This window comes from Peptacetobacter sp. AB845 (assembly GCF_047528295.1).
Lineage (GTDB): Bacteria > Bacillota > Clostridia > Peptostreptococcales > Peptostreptococcaceae > Peptacetobacter.
Genome location: NZ_CP180001.1, coordinates 416309 through 432933, shown reverse-complemented (window position 1 = coordinate 432933; position 16625 = coordinate 416309). Strand labels below are relative to the sequence as shown.

The 16625-nt window shown below is 44.6% G+C and carries 2 protein-coding genes, 46 tRNA genes and 4 rRNA genes; all 52 read left to right on the top strand.

Going from position 1 to position 16625, the window contains the following annotated elements; all coding sequences use genetic code 11:
* Positions 1-39: 39 nt before the first annotated feature.
* The 52 genes from ACK2WO_RS02190 (at position 40) to ACK2WO_RS01935 (ending at position 16566) form a co-directional block, all read left to right on the top strand.
* Positions 40-2941: ribosomal RNA gene (locus ACK2WO_RS02190) — 23S ribosomal RNA — on the top strand.
* 131 nt (positions 2942-3072) lie between these two features.
* Positions 3073-3159: transfer RNA gene (locus ACK2WO_RS02185), tRNA-Leu, on the top strand.
* Between the two features lie 12 nt (positions 3160-3171).
* Positions 3172-3247: transfer RNA gene (locus ACK2WO_RS02180), tRNA-Met, on the top strand.
* Between the two features lie 11 nt (positions 3248-3258).
* Positions 3259-3333 (top strand) — tRNA-Glu (locus tag ACK2WO_RS02175).
* 9 nt (positions 3334-3342) lie between these two features.
* Positions 3343-3416 (top strand) — tRNA-Gly (locus ACK2WO_RS02170).
* A 4-nt stretch (positions 3417-3420) separates the two neighbouring features.
* A tRNA-Val gene (locus ACK2WO_RS02165) sits at positions 3421-3496 on the top strand.
* Positions 3497-3504: 8 nt separating this feature from the next.
* A tRNA-Asp gene (locus tag ACK2WO_RS02160) sits at positions 3505-3581 on the top strand.
* Between the two features lie 29 nt (positions 3582-3610).
* A tRNA-Asn gene (locus tag ACK2WO_RS02155) sits at positions 3611-3686 on the top strand.
* A gap of 4 nt (positions 3687-3690) precedes the next feature.
* Positions 3691-3766 (top strand) — tRNA-Thr (locus tag ACK2WO_RS02150).
* A 5-nt stretch (positions 3767-3771) separates the two neighbouring features.
* Positions 3772-3856, top strand: a tRNA-Tyr gene (locus ACK2WO_RS02145).
* A 13-nt stretch (positions 3857-3869) separates the two neighbouring features.
* Positions 3870-3953, top strand: a tRNA-Leu gene (locus ACK2WO_RS02140).
* A gap of 34 nt (positions 3954-3987) precedes the next feature.
* Positions 3988-4062 (top strand) — tRNA-Gly (locus ACK2WO_RS02135).
* Positions 4063-4078: 16 nt separating this feature from the next.
* A tRNA-Arg gene (locus ACK2WO_RS02130) sits at positions 4079-4155 on the top strand.
* Positions 4156-4158: 3 nt separating this feature from the next.
* Positions 4159-4234: transfer RNA gene (locus ACK2WO_RS02125), tRNA-Gln, on the top strand.
* Positions 4235-4274: 40 nt separating this feature from the next.
* Positions 4275-4347 (top strand) — tRNA-Lys (locus tag ACK2WO_RS02120).
* Between the two features lie 13 nt (positions 4348-4360).
* A tRNA-Ser gene (locus ACK2WO_RS02115) sits at positions 4361-4449 on the top strand.
* Between the two features lie 3 nt (positions 4450-4452).
* Positions 4453-4528: transfer RNA gene (locus ACK2WO_RS02110), tRNA-Phe, on the top strand.
* 8 nt (positions 4529-4536) lie between these two features.
* Positions 4537-4613, top strand: a tRNA-Met gene (locus tag ACK2WO_RS02105).
* 9 nt (positions 4614-4622) lie between these two features.
* Positions 4623-4699, top strand: a tRNA-Ile gene (locus tag ACK2WO_RS02100).
* Positions 4700-4712: 13 nt separating this feature from the next.
* A tRNA-Pro gene (locus ACK2WO_RS02095) sits at positions 4713-4789 on the top strand.
* 6 nt (positions 4790-4795) lie between these two features.
* Positions 4796-4872 (top strand) — tRNA-His (locus tag ACK2WO_RS02090).
* 10 nt (positions 4873-4882) lie between these two features.
* A tRNA-Lys gene (locus tag ACK2WO_RS02085) sits at positions 4883-4955 on the top strand.
* A 6-nt stretch (positions 4956-4961) separates the two neighbouring features.
* Positions 4962-5035 (top strand) — tRNA-Cys (locus ACK2WO_RS02080).
* 16 nt (positions 5036-5051) lie between these two features.
* Positions 5052-5138 (top strand) — tRNA-Leu (locus tag ACK2WO_RS02075).
* Positions 5139-5150: 12 nt separating this feature from the next.
* Positions 5151-5226 (top strand) — tRNA-Met (locus ACK2WO_RS02070).
* An 11-nt stretch (positions 5227-5237) separates the two neighbouring features.
* A tRNA-Glu gene (locus ACK2WO_RS02065) sits at positions 5238-5312 on the top strand.
* 9 nt (positions 5313-5321) lie between these two features.
* Positions 5322-5395 (top strand) — tRNA-Gly (locus tag ACK2WO_RS02060).
* A gap of 4 nt (positions 5396-5399) precedes the next feature.
* Positions 5400-5475 (top strand) — tRNA-Val (locus ACK2WO_RS02055).
* An 8-nt stretch (positions 5476-5483) separates the two neighbouring features.
* Positions 5484-5560: transfer RNA gene (locus tag ACK2WO_RS02050), tRNA-Asp, on the top strand.
* 29 nt (positions 5561-5589) lie between these two features.
* Positions 5590-5665, top strand: a tRNA-Asn gene (locus tag ACK2WO_RS02045).
* 4 nt (positions 5666-5669) lie between these two features.
* Positions 5670-5745: transfer RNA gene (locus ACK2WO_RS02040), tRNA-Thr, on the top strand.
* A gap of 5 nt (positions 5746-5750) precedes the next feature.
* Positions 5751-5835: transfer RNA gene (locus tag ACK2WO_RS02035), tRNA-Tyr, on the top strand.
* Between the two features lie 13 nt (positions 5836-5848).
* Positions 5849-5932: transfer RNA gene (locus ACK2WO_RS02030), tRNA-Leu, on the top strand.
* Between the two features lie 22 nt (positions 5933-5954).
* Positions 5955-6031 (top strand) — tRNA-Arg (locus ACK2WO_RS02025).
* Positions 6032-6059: 28 nt separating this feature from the next.
* A tRNA-Gln gene (locus ACK2WO_RS02020) sits at positions 6060-6134 on the top strand.
* A gap of 14 nt (positions 6135-6148) precedes the next feature.
* A tRNA-Lys gene (locus ACK2WO_RS02015) sits at positions 6149-6224 on the top strand.
* A gap of 13 nt (positions 6225-6237) precedes the next feature.
* Positions 6238-6326: transfer RNA gene (locus tag ACK2WO_RS02010), tRNA-Ser, on the top strand.
* A 7-nt stretch (positions 6327-6333) separates the two neighbouring features.
* Positions 6334-6417, top strand: a tRNA-Leu gene (locus tag ACK2WO_RS02005).
* A gap of 29 nt (positions 6418-6446) precedes the next feature.
* A tRNA-Phe gene (locus tag ACK2WO_RS02000) sits at positions 6447-6522 on the top strand.
* Positions 6523-6530: 8 nt separating this feature from the next.
* Positions 6531-6607 (top strand) — tRNA-Met (locus tag ACK2WO_RS01995).
* A gap of 9 nt (positions 6608-6616) precedes the next feature.
* Positions 6617-6693 (top strand) — tRNA-Ile (locus ACK2WO_RS01990).
* A gap of 6 nt (positions 6694-6699) precedes the next feature.
* Positions 6700-6776 (top strand) — tRNA-His (locus ACK2WO_RS01985).
* 11 nt (positions 6777-6787) lie between these two features.
* Positions 6788-6860: transfer RNA gene (locus ACK2WO_RS01980), tRNA-Lys, on the top strand.
* Between the two features lie 6 nt (positions 6861-6866).
* Positions 6867-6940 (top strand) — tRNA-Cys (locus tag ACK2WO_RS01975).
* Between the two features lie 29 nt (positions 6941-6969).
* Positions 6970-7043: transfer RNA gene (locus ACK2WO_RS01970), tRNA-Arg, on the top strand.
* Between the two features lie 7 nt (positions 7044-7050).
* Positions 7051-7126, top strand: a tRNA-Val gene (locus ACK2WO_RS01965).
* Positions 7127-7192: 66 nt separating this feature from the next.
* Positions 7193-7594 (top strand): hypothetical protein, encoded by a 402-nt coding sequence (locus ACK2WO_RS01960; RefSeq protein WP_006441222.1) that lies wholly within the window; start codon positions 7193-7195, stop codon positions 7592-7594.
* A 254-nt stretch (positions 7595-7848) separates the two neighbouring features.
* A 16S ribosomal RNA gene (locus tag ACK2WO_RS01955) occupies positions 7849-9351 on the top strand.
* 52 nt (positions 9352-9403) lie between these two features.
* Positions 9404-9479, top strand: a tRNA-Ala gene (locus tag ACK2WO_RS01950).
* A gap of 103 nt (positions 9480-9582) precedes the next feature.
* Positions 9583-12484 (top strand): 23S ribosomal RNA (locus ACK2WO_RS01945).
* Positions 12485-12552: 68 nt separating this feature from the next.
* Positions 12553-12669: ribosomal RNA gene (rrf, locus tag ACK2WO_RS01940) — 5S ribosomal RNA — on the top strand.
* The 16S, 23S and 5S rRNA genes sit together here with 1 tRNA gene alongside, the layout of an rRNA operon.
* Before the next feature lie 453 nt (positions 12670-13122).
* Positions 13123-16566: a pyruvate carboxylase gene (locus ACK2WO_RS01935; RefSeq protein WP_414698232.1), complete on the top strand. Its 3444-nt coding sequence runs from the start codon at positions 13123-13125 to the stop codon at positions 16564-16566.
* Positions 16567-16625 lie beyond the last annotated feature (59 nt).

Genomic DNA, 16625 nt, shown 5'->3' with positions numbered 1-16625 from the left:
TAAGGAGGATAACCTTATAAAAAAATATCAACTGTAACTGGTCAAGTTATTAAGGGTGCAGGGCGGATGCCTTGGCACCGGGAGCCGATGAAGGACGTGATAAGCTGCGATAAGCTATGGGGAGTTGCACGTAAACTTTGATCCATAGATTTCCGAATGAGGAAACTCACCATGAGTAATGTCATGGTATCTTCGAGTGAATACATAGCTCGTTGAGGGGAACTCGGGGAACTGAAACATCTAAGTACCCGAAGGAAGAGAAAGAAATTCGATTCCGCTAGTAGCGGCGAGCGAACGCGGAACAGCCCAAACCTAAGAAGTTCGCTTCTTAGGGGTTGCGGACATATCATCAGGAAGAGGTTATTACAGACGAAGAGTTTTGGAAAGCTCCGCCACAGAAGGTAACAGCCCTGTAGTCGAAGTGAGAAGACTTCCGATATGATCCAGAGTACCACGGGACACGTGAAACCCCGTGGGAAGCAGGAGGGACCACCCTCCAAGGCTAAATACTACCCGGTGACCGATAGCGCATAGTACCGTGAGGGAAAGGTGAAAAGAACCCCGGGAGGGGAGTGAAATAGAACCTGAAACCCTGTACTTACAAACTGTGGAAGCACATTTCTTGTGTGACCGCGTACTTTTTGTAGAACGGGCCAACGAGTTACGTTATGCAGCAAGGTTAAGTACTTCATGTATGCAGCCGCAGCGAAAGCGAGTTTTAACTGAGCGTTTAGTTGCATGACGTAGACCCGAAACCGGGTGACCTATCCATGAGCAGGTTGAAGCGAAAGTAAAATTTCGTGGAGGACCGAACCCACGAGCGTTGAAAAGCTCGGGGATGACTTGTGGATAGCGGTGAAATTCCAATCGAACCCGGAGATAGCTGGTTCTCCCCGAAATAGCTTTAGGGCTAGCCTCAGATTCAGAGATACGGAGGTAGAGCACTGAATGTCCTAGGGGGTATTGCACCTACCGAAGACTATCAAACTCCGAATGCCGTCATCTTTTATCTGGGAGTCAGACCGTGGGTGATAAGATTCACGGTCGAGAGGGCAACAGCCCAGACCGTCGGCTAAGGTCCCCAAATGTAGGTTAAGTGGTAAAGGATGTGGGATTGCACAGACAACCAGGATGTTGGCTTAGAAGCAGCCACTCATTCAAAGAGTGCGTAATAGCTCACTGGTCGAGTGATCCTGCGCCGAAGATTTCCGGGGCTAAAACCTACTACCGAAGCCACGGCATCATTTATGATGGGTAGGGGAGCTTTCTTTACTGGGCAGAAGCATGACCGTAAGGACATGTGGACTGTAAAGAAGTGAGAATGTTGGCATGAGTAGCGAGATGTGGGTGAGAATCCCACAGGCCGTAAACCCAAGGTTTCCAGGGGAAGGTTCGTCCTCCCTGGGTTAGTCGGGACCTAAGCCGAGGCCGAAAGGCGTAGGTGATGGACAACAGGTTGAAATTCCTGTACCGCCAATAAGCGTTTGAGAAATGGGATGACACAGTAGGACAGGATGAGCGTGCTGTTGGTTATGCACGTCCAAGCACTGAGGCAGTATCCGGAGGCAAATCCACGGATACAATGCTGGGGTGTGACGGGGAGCGAAATTTAGTAGCGAAGCATCTGCATTCACACTGTCGAGAAAAGTCTCTATCGAGTTTAAAGGCGCCCGTACCGCAAACCGACACAGGTGGGTGAGGAGAGTATCCTAAGGCCAGCGAGAGAACTGTTGTTAAGGAACTCGGCAAAATGACCCCGTAACTTAGGGATAAGGGGTGCCATCGAAAGATGGCCGCAGAGAATAGGCCCAAGCGACTGTTTACCAAAAACATAGGTTTCTGCTAAGTCGCAAGACGATGTATAGGAGCTGACGCCTGCCCGGTGCTGGAAGGTTAAGGGGATCTGTTAGAGCAATCGAAGCAGTGAACTTAAGCCCCAGTAAACGGCGGCCGTAACTATAACGGTCCTAAGGTAGCGAAATTCCTTGTCGGGTAAGTTCCGACCCGCACGAAAGGCGTAACGATTTGGGCACTGTCTCAACAACAGACTCGGTGAAATTGTAATTCCGGTGAAGATGCCGGATACCTGCGACAGGACGGAAAGACCCCATGGAGCTTTACTGTAGCTTGGCATTGGGTCTTGGTACTACATGTACAGCATAGGTGGGAGGCTTTGATTCCAGGACGCCAGTTTTGGATGAGCCACCGTTGGGATACCACCCCTGTAGTACTGGGACTCTAACCAGAGGCCTTGAATCAGGTCTTGGGACACTGTCAGGCGGGCAGTTTGACTGGGGCGGTCGCCTCCCAAAAGGTAACGGAGGCGCTCAAAGGTTCTCTCAGCACGGTCGGAAATCGTGCACAGAGTGTAAAGGCATAAGAGAGCTTGATTGCAAGACATACAGGTCGAGCAAGGACGAAAGTCGGACTTAGTGATCCGGTGGTTCTGAGTGGAAGGGCCATCGCTCAACGGATAAAAGCTACCCTGGGGATAACAGGCTTATCTCCCCCAAGAGTCCACATCGACGGGGAGGTTTGGCACCTCGATGTCGGCTCATCACATCCTGGGGCTGTAGTAGGTCCCAAGGGTTGGGCTGTTCGCCCATTAAAGTGGTACGCGAGCTGGGTTCAGAACGTCGTGAGACAGTTCGGTCCCTATCCGTCGCAGGCGTAGGAAATTTGAGAGGATCTGCCCTTAGTACGAGAGGACCGGGGTGGACGTACCGCTGGTGTACCAGTTGTCTCGCCAGAGGCATGGCTGGGTAGCTATGTACGGAACGGATAAGCGCTGAAAGCATCTAAGCGCGAAGCCAGCCTCAAGATAAGATTTCCCATTCCTCGGAAGTAAGACCCCATGAAGACTACGTGGTTGATAGGTCGGAGGTGGAAGTGCAGTAATGTATGCAGCTTACCGATACTAATAGGTCGAGGACTTGACCAAGTAAATATTTGGTAATTTGATTAATATGTATGTAGTTTTGAAAGTACAATACTTTTAAAAAATATATTGACACATTCAATTGGATATGTTAATATAATACTTGTCCTTAACAAGAAAAGAGGACTAAATAAGCCGAAGTGGCGGAACTGGCAGACGCACAGGACTTAAAATCCTGCGGGACTTATCCTCCCGTACCGGTTCGATTCCGGTCTTCGGCACTCAAATAATATCGCGGGGTGGAGCAGTTGGCAGCTCGTCGGGCTCATAACCCGAAGGTCGTAGGTTCAAGTCCTACCTCCGCAACCAAAATAAAATATGGCCCGTTGGTCAAGCGGTTAAGACACCACCCTTTCACGGTGGTAACAGGAGTTCGATTCTCCTACGGGTCACCAACTAAATATGCGGGTGTAGCTCAATGGTAGAGTTCTGGCCTTCCAAGCCAGCTGTGAGGGTTCGATCCCCTTCACCCGCTCCAAAATGGGGTTATAGCTCAGCTGGGAGAGCATCTGCCTTACAAGCAGGGGGTCACAGGTTCGAGCCCTGTTAACCCCACCAAATAAAGTGGCTCGGTAGTTCAGTTGGTTAGAATGCCAGCCTGTCACGCTGGAGGTCGTGGGTTCGAACCCCATCCGAGTCGCCACTTTATAAAAAAATAAATACTAAAAATGTGGGAATATGGCTCAGTTGGTAGAGCAAATGACTGTTAATCATTGGGTCACAGGTTCGAGTCCTGTTATTCCCGCCAATGTGCTGGTGTGGCTCAATTGGTAGAGCAGCTGACTTGTAATCAGCAGGTTGTAGGTTCGAGTCCTATCACCAGCTCCAAATATGGAGGATTTCCCGAGTGGCCAAAGGGGGCAGACTGTAAATCTGTTAGCATCGCTTTCGGTGGTTCGAATCCACCATCCTCCACCAAAATAAAATATACGCGGATGTGGCGGAATTGGCAGACGCACTAGACTTAGGATCTAGCGCCTACGGCGTGGGGGTTCGACTCCCTTCATCCGCACCATGTAAAGTGCATATCAAAAAATATAATATAATGTGCGGGAATAGTTCAGCGGTAGAGCGCGACCTTGCCAAGGTCGAAGTCGCGAGTTCGAATCTCGTTTCCCGCTCCAAAAGCATTGTTGATGTGGGTGCATAGCTCAGCTGGATAGAGCAACGCCCTTCTAAGGCGTGTGTCGAAGGTTCGAATCCTTCTGCGCTCACCATGTTGGGGATTCGCCAAGTCGGTAAGGCATAGCACTTTGACTGCTACATTCGTAGGTTCGAGTCCTGCATCCCCAGCCAATATAATGTTATAAATAAATTAAAAAATGATGATTAATCTGGTTCATTAGCTCAGTTGGTAGAGCACCTGACTCTTAATCAGGGAGTCCTGGGTTCGAGTCCCAGATGAATCACTTTTGTAAATATGGAGAGGTGTCCGAGTGGTTTAAGGAGCTGGTCTTGAAAACCAGTGATGCTTAACGGCACCGTGGGTTCGAATCCCACCCTCTCCGCCAAATGCCCAGATAGCTCAGTCGGTAGAGCAGGGGACTGAAAATCCCCGTGTCGGTGGTTCGATTCCGCCTCTGGGCACCATATAGTGTGGCGGTATAGCTTAGTTGGCTAGAGCGTTCGGTTCATACCCGAAAGGTCACAGGTTCGACTCCTGTTACCGCTACCAAGATAATGAGGACCATTAGCTCAGTTGGTTAGAGCGCCCGGCTCATAACCGGTAGGTCTGGGGTTCGAGTCCCTGATGGTCCACCAAGTAAATATTTTTCGAGGTGTAGCGCAGTTTGGTAGCGCACGTGGTTTGGGACCATGGGGCCGGGGGTTCGAGTCCCTTCACCTCGACCATTTGTGGTGGATGTAGCCCAGTTGGTTAGAGCGCCAGATTGTGGCTCTGGAGGCCGTGAGTTCGAATCTCATCATCCACCCCAAAAAATATATGGTCTATTAGCTCAGTCGGTAGAGCACTTGACTTTTAATCAAGGTGTCCCGCGTTCGAATCGCGGATAGATCACTTTTCGGCGACATAGCCAAGCGGTAAGGCAATGGACTGCAACTCCTTGATCTCCAGTTCGAATCTGGATGTCGCCTCCAACTAAATATGATTTAAGCCGAAGTGGCGGAACTGGCAGACGCACAGGACTTAAAATCCTGCGGGACTTATCCTCCCGTACCGGTTCGATTCCGGTCTTCGGCACTCATACAATATCGCGGGGTGGAGCAGTTGGCAGCTCGTCGGGCTCATAACCCGAAGGTCGTAGGTTCAAGTCCTACCTCCGCAACCAAAATAAAATATGGCCCGTTGGTCAAGCGGTTAAGACACCACCCTTTCACGGTGGTAACAGGAGTTCGATTCTCCTACGGGTCACCAACTAAATATGCGGGTGTAGCTCAATGGTAGAGTTCTGGCCTTCCAAGCCAGCTGTGAGGGTTCGATCCCCTTCACCCGCTCCAAAATGGGGTTATAGCTCAGCTGGGAGAGCATCTGCCTTACAAGCAGGGGGTCACAGGTTCGAGCCCTGTTAACCCCACCAAATAAAGTGGCTCGGTAGTTCAGTTGGTTAGAATGCCAGCCTGTCACGCTGGAGGTCGTGGGTTCGAACCCCATCCGAGTCGCCACTTTATAAAAAAATAAATACTAAAAATGTGGGAATATGGCTCAGTTGGTAGAGCAAATGACTGTTAATCATTGGGTCACAGGTTCGAGTCCTGTTATTCCCGCCAATGTGCTGGTGTGGCTCAATTGGTAGAGCAGCTGACTTGTAATCAGCAGGTTGTAGGTTCGAGTCCTATCACCAGCTCCAAATATGGAGGATTTCCCGAGTGGCCAAAGGGGGCAGACTGTAAATCTGTTAGCATCGCTTTCGGTGGTTCGAATCCACCATCCTCCACCAAAATAAAATATACGCGGATGTGGCGGAATTGGCAGACGCACTAGACTTAGGATCTAGCGCCTACGGCGTGGGGGTTCGACTCCCTTCATCCGCACCATATTTTATTAATTCAGTTTTGTGGGTGCATAGCTCAGCTGGATAGAGCAACGCCCTTCTAAGGCGTGTGTCGAAGGTTCGAATCCTTCTGCGCTCACCAAAACACATAACTTAATATTTACCAATGTTGGGGATTCGCCAAGCGGTAAGGCACATGACTCTGACTCATGCATGCATAGGTTCGAATCCTATATCCCCAGCCATTTTTATTTTTTGTGGTCTATTAGCTCAGTCGGTAGAGCACTTGACTTTTAATCAAGGTGTCCCGCGTTCGAATCGCGGATAGATCACCATTTTTTTATACATGGAGAGGTGTCCGAGTGGTTTAAGGAGCTGGTCTTGAAAACCAGTGATGCTTAACGGCACCGTGGGTTCGAATCCCACCCTCTCCGCCAAGCATATGCGGATGTGGCGGAATTGGCAGACGCACTAGACTTAGGATCTAGCGCCTACGGCGTGGGGGTTCGACTCCCTTCATCCGCACCATACTTTATTTTTATTTTTTGATAAAATATGCCCAGATAGCTCAGTCGGTAGAGCAGGGGACTGAAAATCCCCGTGTCGGTGGTTCGATTCCGCCTCTGGGCACCATATAGTGTGGCGGTATAGCTTAGTTGGCTAGAGCGTTCGGTTCATACCCGAAAGGTCACAGGTTCGACTCCTGTTACCGCTACCAAGATAATGAGGACCATTAGCTCAGTTGGTTAGAGCGCCCGGCTCATAACCGGTAGGTCTGGGGTTCGAGTCCCTGATGGTCCACCATTTGTGGTGGATGTAGCCCAGTTGGTTAGAGCGCCAGATTGTGGCTCTGGAGGCCGTGAGTTCGAATCTCATCATCCACCCCAAAAAATAATATGGTCTATTAGCTCAGTCGGTAGAGCACTTGACTTTTAATCAAGGTGTCCCGCGTTCGAATCGCGGATAGATCACTTCTCGGCGACATAGCCAAGCGGTAAGGCAATGGACTGCAACTCCTTGATCTCCAGTTCGAATCTGGATGTCGCCTCCACTAACTATTTGATAATATAATATTAATATGCGCTCATAGCTCAACCGGATAGAGTGCCTGACTACGAATCAGGAGGTTGCGGGTTCGAGTCCCTCTGGGCGCATTTTTATGGGGTTATAGCTCAGCTGGGAGAGCATCTGCCTTACAAGCAGGGGGTCACAGGTTCGAGCCCTGTTAACCCCACCAGTAAAAGTCTTTAGCGAAAGTTAAAGACTATATTTTTAATAAAAATTTGTTTTGAGGTAAAAGGATATGTATGTAGTTTTTGGTGATGAAGTATTAGATAGTAATGAGATTATAGATTTATTTAATAATGAATCAGATTTTATTGTAGAAACTGATTTGACGAAATCTACTAAAAGAGAAGATGTAATAGCTTTAAAATTAAGAATAGGTGTAGAAGATATATATTCTGATTCTAAATTTGATCAATATAATGAAGATATATTTGAAGAATATTTAGATAATGCAGAGGAAATGATTACAGATTTTGCAGATATTAATTTTGATTATAAAAAAAGGTTTGTAACAAGTGCATATAAATGGGAAGAGCTAAATAATAGTATATATTTAATAGTTGCACTTTCAGATATTAGTCTTCCATTGTTAAAGTTAAATGATGTCCTTAATAGATTGTTAAAACAAAATGATTAAAAATAATAAAAAAAGTGTTGACATTATATAATATGAATGTTATTATATTACTTGTAGATAAGAAATGAACTTTGAAAACTGAACAGCAGATATATTTAGTTCGAATAAATAATTCGAACGCCATACAAACCATGCCAGATATTTTGAGATAACATCTGAGCGGATTCAACATTGTAGAAATTTTATTTGAGCGATGGATATTTCGAATGGAAATGAGAAATATCATCGGCGACATAAATTTTCTTCGAAAATTTATTTTTGAGAGTTTGATCCTGGCTCAGGATGAACGCTGGCGGCGTGCCTAACACATGCAAGTCGAGCGATTCTCTTCGGAGAAGAGCGGCGGACGGGTGAGTAACGCGTGGGTAACCTACCCTGTACACACGGATAACATACCGAAAGGTATGCTAATACGGGATAATATATAAGAGTCGCATGACTTTTATATCAAAGATTTTTCGGTACAGGATGGACCCGCGTCTGATTAGCTTGTTGGCGGGGTAACGGCCCACCAAGGCGACGATCAGTAGCCGACCTGAGAGGGTGATCGGCCACATTGGAACTGAGACACGGTCCAAACTCCTACGGGAGGCAGCAGTGGGGAATATTGCACAATGGGCGCAAGCCTGATGCAGCAACGCCGCGTGAGCGATGAAGGCCTTCGGGTCGTAAAGCTCTGTCCTCAAGGAAGATAATGACGGTACTTGAGGAGGAAGCCCCGGCTAACTACGTGCCAGCAGCCGCGGTAATACGTAGGGGGCTAGCGTTATCCGGATTTACTGGGCGTAAAGGGTGCGTAGGCGGTCTTTCAAGTCAGGAGTTAAAGGCTACGGCTCAACCGTAGTAAGCTCCTGATACTGTCTGACTTGAGTGCAGGAGAGGAAAGCGGAATTCCCAGTGTAGCGGTGAAATGCGTAGATATTGGGAGGAACACCAGTAGCGAAGGCGGCTTTCTGGACTGTAACTGACGCTGAGGCACGAAAGCGTGGGGAGCAAACAGGATTAGATACCCTGGTAGTCCACGCTGTAAACGATGAGTACTAGGTGTCGGAGGTTACCCCCTTCGGTGCCGCAGCTAACGCATTAAGTACTCCGCCTGGGGAGTACGCACGCAAGTGTGAAACTCAAAGGAATTGACGGGGACCCGCACAAGTAGCGGAGCATGTGGTTTAATTCGAAGCAACGCGAAGAACCTTACCTAGGCTTGACATCCTTCTGACCGAGGACTAATCTCCTCTTTCCCTCCGGGGACAGAAGTGACAGGTGGTGCATGGTTGTCGTCAGCTCGTGTCGTGAGATGTTGGGTTAAGTCCCGCAACGAGCGCAACCCTTGTCTTTAGTTGCCATCATTTAGTTGGGCACTCTAGAGAGACTGCCAGGGATAACCTGGAGGAAGGTGGGGATGACGTCAAATCATCATGCCCCTTATGCCTAGGGCTACACACGTGCTACAATGGGTGGTACAGAGGGCAGCCAAGCCGTGAGGTGGAGCAAATCCCTTAAAGCCATTCTCAGTTCGGATTGTAGGCTGAAACTCGCCTACATGAAGCTGGAGTTACTAGTAATCGCAGATCAGAATGCTGCGGTGAATGCGTTCCCGGGTCTTGTACACACCGCCCGTCACACCATGGGAGTTGGAGACACCCGAAGCCGACTATCTAACCTTTTGGAAGAAGTCGTCGAAGGTGGAATCAATAACTGGGGTGAAGTCGTAACAAGGTAGCCGTATCGGAAGGTGCGGCTGGATCACCTCCTTTCTAGGGAGAATTATCTGCTGTTCAGTTTTGAAAGTTTATACAAACTTAATATGGGGGTGTAGCTCAGTTGGGAGAGCACTTGCCTTGCAAGCAAGGGGTCAGGAGTTCGAATCTCCTCATCTCCACCATTTGTACTTTGAAAACTACATATATATTATGATATGACATCATTTATTTCCTTAATGTGATAAATAAGGACGATAACCTTATAAAAAAATATCAACTGTAACTGGTCAAGTTATTAAGGGTGCAGGGCGGATGCCTTGGCACCGGGAGCCGATGAAGGACGTGATAAGCTGCGATAAGCTATGGGGAGTTGCACGTAAACTTTGATCCATAGATTTCCGAATGAGGAAACTCACCATGAGTAATGTCATGGTATCTTCGAGTGAATACATAGCTCGTTGAGGGGAACTCGGGGAACTGAAACATCTAAGTACCCGAAGGAAGAGAAAGAAATTCGATTCCGCTAGTAGCGGCGAGCGAACGCGGAACAGCCCAAACCTAAGAAGTTCGCTTCTTAGGGGTTGCGGACATATCATCAGGAAGAGGTTATTACAGACGAAGAGTTTTGGAAAGCTCCGCCACAGAAGGTAACAGCCCTGTAGTCGAAGTGAGAAGACTTCCGATATGATCCAGAGTACCACGGGACACGTGAAACCCCGTGGGAAGCAGGAGGGACCACCCTCCAAGGCTAAATACTACCCGGTGACCGATAGCGCATAGTACCGTGAGGGAAAGGTGAAAAGAACCCCGGGAGGGGAGTGAAATAGAACCTGAAACCCTGTACTTACAAACTGTGGAAGCACATTTCTTGTGTGACCGCGTACTTTTTGTAGAACGGGCCAACGAGTTACGTTATGCAGCAAGGTTAAGTACTTCATGTATGCAGCCGCAGCGAAAGCGAGTTTTAACTGAGCGTTTAGTTGCATGACGTAGACCCGAAACCGGGTGACCTATCCATGAGCAGGTTGAAGCGAAAGTAAAATTTCGTGGAGGACCGAACCCACGAGCGTTGAAAAGCTCGGGGATGACTTGTGGATAGCGGTGAAATTCCAATCGAACCCGGAGATAGCTGGTTCTCCCCGAAATAGCTTTAGGGCTAGCCTCAGATTCAGAGATACGGAGGTAGAGCACTGAATGTCCTAGGGGGTATTGCACCTACCGAAGACTATCAAACTCCGAATGCCGTCATCTTTTATCTGGGAGTCAGACCGTGGGTGATAAGATTCACGGTCGAGAGGGCAACAGCCCAGACCGTCGGCTAAGGTCCCCAAATGTAGGTTAAGTGGTAAAGGATGTGGGATTGCACAGACAACCAGGATGTTGGCTTAGAAGCAGCCACTCATTCAAAGAGTGCGTAATAGCTCACTGGTCGAGTGATCCTGCGCCGAAGATTTCCGGGGCTAAAACCTACTACCGAAGTCACGGCATCATTTATGATGGGTAGGGGAGCTTTCTTTACTGGGCAGAAGCATGACCGTAAGGACATGTGGACTGTAAAGAAGTGAGAATGTTGGCATGAGTAGCGAGATGTGGGTGAGAATCCCACAGGCCGTAAACCCAAGGTTTCCAGGGGAAGGTTCGTCCTCCCTGGGTTAGTCGGGACCTAAGCCGAGGCCGAAAGGCGTAGGTGATGGACAACAGGTTGAAATTCCTGTACCGCCAATAAGCGTTTGAGAAATGGGATGACACAGTAGGACAGGATGAGCGTGCTGTTGGTTATGCACGTCCAAGCACTGAGGCAGTATCCGGAGGCAAATCCACGGATACAATGCTGGGGTGTGACGGGGAGCGAAATTTAGTAGCGAAGCATCTGCATTCACACTGTCGAGAAAAGTCTCTATCGAGTTTAAAGGCGCCCGTACCGCAAACCGACACAGGTGGGTGAGGAGAGTATCCTAAGGCCAGCGAGAGAACTGTTGTTAAGGAACTCGGCAAAATGACCCCGTAACTTAGGGATAAGGGGTGCCATCGAAAGATGGCCGCAGAGAATAGGCCCAAGCGACTGTTTACCAAAAACATAGGTTTCTGCTAAGTCGCAAGACGATGTATAGGAGCTGACGCCTGCCCGGTGCTGGAAGGTTAAGGGGATCTGTTAGAGCAATCGAAGCAGTGAACTTAAGCCCCAGTAAACGGCGGCCGTAACTATAACGGTCCTAAGGTAGCGAAATTCCTTGTCGGGTAAGTTCCGACCCGCACGAAAGGCGTAACGATTTGGGCACTGTCTCAACAACAGACTCGGTGAAATTGTAATTCCGGTGAAGATGCCGGATACCTGCGACAGGACGGAAAGACCCCATGGAGCTTTACTGTAGCTTGGCATTGGGTCTTGGTACTACATGTACAGCATAGGTGGGAGGCTTTGATTCCAGGACGCCAGTTTTGGATGAGCCACCGTTGGGATACCACCCCTGTAGTACTGGGACTCTAACCAGAGGCCTTGAATCAGGTCTTGGGACACTGTCAGGCGGGCAGTTTGACTGGGGCGGTCGCCTCCCAAAAGGTAACGGAGGCGCTCAAAGGTTCTCTCAGCACGGTCGGAAATCGTGCACAGAGTGTAAAGGCATAAGAGAGCTTGATTGCAAGACATACAGGTCGAGCAAGGACGAAAGTCGGACTTAGTGATCCGGTGGTTCTGAGTGGAAGGGCCATCGCTCAACGGATAAAAGCTACCCTGGGGATAACAGGCTTATCTCCCCCAAGAGTCCACATCGACGGGGAGGTTTGGCACCTCGATGTCGGCTCATCACATCCTGGGGCTGTAGTAGGTCCCAAGGGTTGGGCTGTTCGCCCATTAAAGTGGTACGCGAGCTGGGTTCAGAACGTCGTGAGACAGTTCGGTCCCTATCCGTCGCAGGCGTAGGAAATTTGAGAGGATCTGCCCTTAGTACGAGAGGACCGGGGTGGACGTACCGCTGGTGTACCAGTTGTCTCGCCAGAGGCATGGCTGGGTAGCTATGTACGGAACGGATAAGCGCTGAAAGCATCTAAGCGCGAAGCCAGCCTCAAGATAAGATTTCCCATTCCTCGGAAGTAAGACCCCATGAAGACTACGTGGTTGATAGGTCGGAGGTGGAAGTGCAGTAATGTATGTAGCTTACCGATACTAATAGGTCGAGGACTTGACCAAAAAAATATTTGGTAATTTGATTAATATGTATGTAGTTTTCAGAGTACAATCTCTGAAAATAAAGATTATGTGGTTATTATAGAAGAGAGGATACACCTGTTCCCATTCCGAACACAGAAGTTAAGCTCTCTATCGCTGATGGTACTTGGGGCGAAGGCCCCTGGGAGAGTAGGACGTAGCCACGTAATCTTTTTTTATTCTAAAAATTTAATGAGATTAGAATAAAAATAGTATTTTTATGGGATTGTTAATAAAATGTTATATATTTTTAATATTGGATAAAAAACATAATATTAAAATGATAAAAAGCTTATATATTAAAATGATTAATAATACAAACTCTCTTATCTAAGAGGGTTATTTTTTTTTGAAAATTTCAAAAAAATTATTTATTTATTAATAAATTTAAAAATAAAAGTAAAAAGCCGTTTAATTAGTGTTATAATAAACAAGACACTAAAAAAAATGCTATTTACTTTATTTTTGAAAATATAAATGATATTCTTATAAGAAAGTGAGTAACAAATAACTAATATATAAAAAATTACACTTTAGATTTATATAGTATAATCTAATATTTTATAAAAGGTTAAAAGTGATATTATCAATTTAAGATTAAATAAAGGGGGAATAATCTGATGACTAAAAAGTTTAATAAAATACTTGTGGCTAACAGAGGTGAAATAGCTATAAGAATATTTAGAGCATGTTCAGAATTAGGAATTAAAAGTGTAGGTATATACAGTAAAGAAGATAAATATGGATTATTCAGAACTAAAGCTGATGAATCTTACTTAATAGGAGAAGGAAAAGGTCCTATAGATGCATATCTTGATATTGATGGGATAATAGCTCTTGCTAAAAGAAAGAAAGTAGATGCTATACATCCTGGATATGGATTCTTAGCTGAAAATGCAGAATTTGCTAGAAAATGTGAAGAAAATGGAATAACATTCATAGGTCCATCTTCAGAAATAATGGATCTTATGGGAGATAAAATAAATTCTAAAAAAATAGCTCACGAGGTAAATGTTCAGACTATACCTGGTGTAGAAAAAGCTATAAAATCTACAGCTGAAGCTAAAGAAGTTGCTGCACAAATAGGTTATCCAGTAATGATAAAAGCTTCTAACGGTGGTGGCGGTAGAGGTATGAGAATCGTTCACCGTGAAGAAGACCTAGAATTAGAATATGAAACAGCTTGTAGTGAATCAAGAAAAGCATTTGGTGAAGATATAATATTCATAGAAAAATATATAGAAGATCCAAAACATATAGAAGTACAGATATTAGGTGACCAGTATGGAAACTTAGTACATCTTTATGAAAGAGACTGCTCTGTACAGAGAAGACATCAGAAAATAATAGAATACGCACCAGCATTCTCTTTAAGTGAAAAAACTAGACAGGAAATATGTGCTGATGCAGTAAAACTTGCTAAACACGTTGGATACTCAAGTGCAGGTACATTAGAATTCCTTGTTGATAAACATGGAAATCACTACTTCATAGAAATGAATACAAGAATACAGGTTGAGCACACTGTATCTGAAATGGTAACAGGAATAGATATAGTTCAGAGTCAGATATTAGTTGCAGAAGGATATTCTTTAGATAGCCCTGAAATAGACATAAAATCTCAGGATGACGTACAGCTTAGAGGATACTCTATACAGTGTCGTGTTACTACTGAAGACCCTAAAAACAACTTCATGCCTGACACAGGAAAAATACAGGTATATAGAACTGGTTCAGGATTTGGTATAAGACTTGACGGTGGAAATGGATTTACAGGTGCAAACATAAGCCCATATTACGATAGCTTACTTGTTAAAACTATTTCTTATGATAGAACATTCAAAGGAGCTATAAACAAAACTCTAAGATCTATAAAAGAAATGAGAGTTAGAGGGGTTAAAACAAATGTAGGATTCCTTGTAAACGTACTTAACAACCCTCAGTTTGAAAAAGGTCTATGCTCAACTAAATTCATAGATGAAAACCCAGAACTATTTGATATACAGGAAAGTAAAGACAGAGGAACTAAACTATTACAGTACATAGGAAACGTAATAGTAAATGAAAATAAATGTGCAGAAAAACCAAGATTTGATGCATTGCACGAGCCAGACTTATCAAGAGAAGTTCCTATAATAGAAGGAAGTAAAGCTAAATTTGAAAGACTAGGTAAAAAAGCATACATAGAAGGAATAGCAAACGATAAAAAAGTATTATTAACTGATACAACTATGCGTGATGCTCATCAGTCATTATTAGCTACTAGATTTAGAACTAATGACTTCTTAAACGTAGCAGAAGCAACTGATAAATATCAGAAAGACTTATTCTCACTTGAAATGTGGGGTGGAGCTACATACGATGTTGCATACAGATTCTTAAAAGAATCTCCATGGAAGAGACTTCAGAAATTAAGAGAAGCTATACCGGATATAAACTTCCAGATGTTACTAAGAGCTTCTAATGCTGTTGGATACAAAAACTATCCAGACAATGTAATAGAAGAATTCATAAAAGCATCTGCAAGAGAAGGAATAGACGTATTTAGAATATTCGACTCATTAAACTGGGTAGAAAACATGAAACCATCTATAACAACAGCTCTAGAAACTGGAAAAATAGTAGAAGGTACAATGTGCTACACAGGAGATATATTAGATAAGAGTAAATCTAAATATAACTTAGAATACTACATAAAAATGGCTAAAGAATTAGAAGCATTAGGTTCTGATATAATAGCAATAAAAGACATGTCAGGTCTATTAAAACCTTATGCTGCATATACTTTAGTAAAAGAACTTAAAAAAGAAGTAAAAGCTCCTATACATCTACATACACACGATACAAGTGGAAATGGTGTTGCACTTTGCTTAATGGCATCAGAAGCAGGAGTCGATATAATAGACTGTGCATTAGAATCAATGGCAGGATTAACAAGTCAGCCTTCTCTAAATGCTATAGTTGAAGCATTAAAACACACAGAAAGAGATACAGGAATAGACTTATACGGATATGATCAGCTTGGAAGATACTACAAAGATTTAAGAAAAGTATACAAAAGATTTGAATCAGATCTTACAAACTCTTGTGCAGAAATATACAACTTCGAAATACCGGGTGGACAGTACACTAACTTAAAACCTCAGGCAGACAGCTTAGGATTAGTAGGTAGATTTGATGAAGTAAAAGAAAACTACAAAGTTGCAAATGAAATAGTTGGAGATATAATAAAAGTTACTCCATCATCAAAAGTAGTTGGGGACTTAGCAATATTCATGTCTAAAAACAACTTAACAAAAGAAAACATATACGAAGAAGGAAAACACCTTGCATTCCCAGACTCAGTAGTTGACTACTGCAAAGGTATGATAGGACAGCCAGAAGGTGGAGTACCAAAAGAATTATCAGAAGTAGTACTAAAAGGTGAGGAAGCTATAACTGTAAGACCAGGTTCACTTCTACCACCAGAAGATTTCGATGCTATAAAACAGCACTTAAAAGAAAAATTCGAATTAAAAGAAGTAACAGACCTTCAGGCAATAAGTTATGCATTATATCCAAAAGTATATGAAGAATACTTAACACATATACAGGAATACAATGAAATATCTAAACTAGAAAGTGATGTATTCTTCTATGGATTAAACAAAAATGAAGAATGTGAAGTTGAAATAGAAGAAGGTAAAAACTTAACTATAAGACTTACTGATATAGGAGATGTTAAAGATGACGGATTCAGAACAGTTGATTTCGAATTAAACGGAATGATGAGATCTGTTGAAATCAAAGATAACAACTTCTCAGGAGCTATAAACCATGTTGAAAAAGCTGACATGGGAGACCCACTTCAGATAGGTGCAAGTATACCAGGTAAAGTAGTTAAACTTCTTGTAAAAGAAGGAGATGAAGTAACTAAGAACCAGCCATTAATAGTAATAGAAGCTATGAAAATGGAAACTAACATAGTTGCTAAGACTGATGGTGTAATAAAATCTATCAAAGTTGCAGATGGTGATATGGTAATAGACAAACAGTTACTGATGATAATGAAAGAAGCAGAATAATTTAATAAAAATAATATATCTAGGGGATAAGTTATTAAACTTATTCCCTATTTTTATTT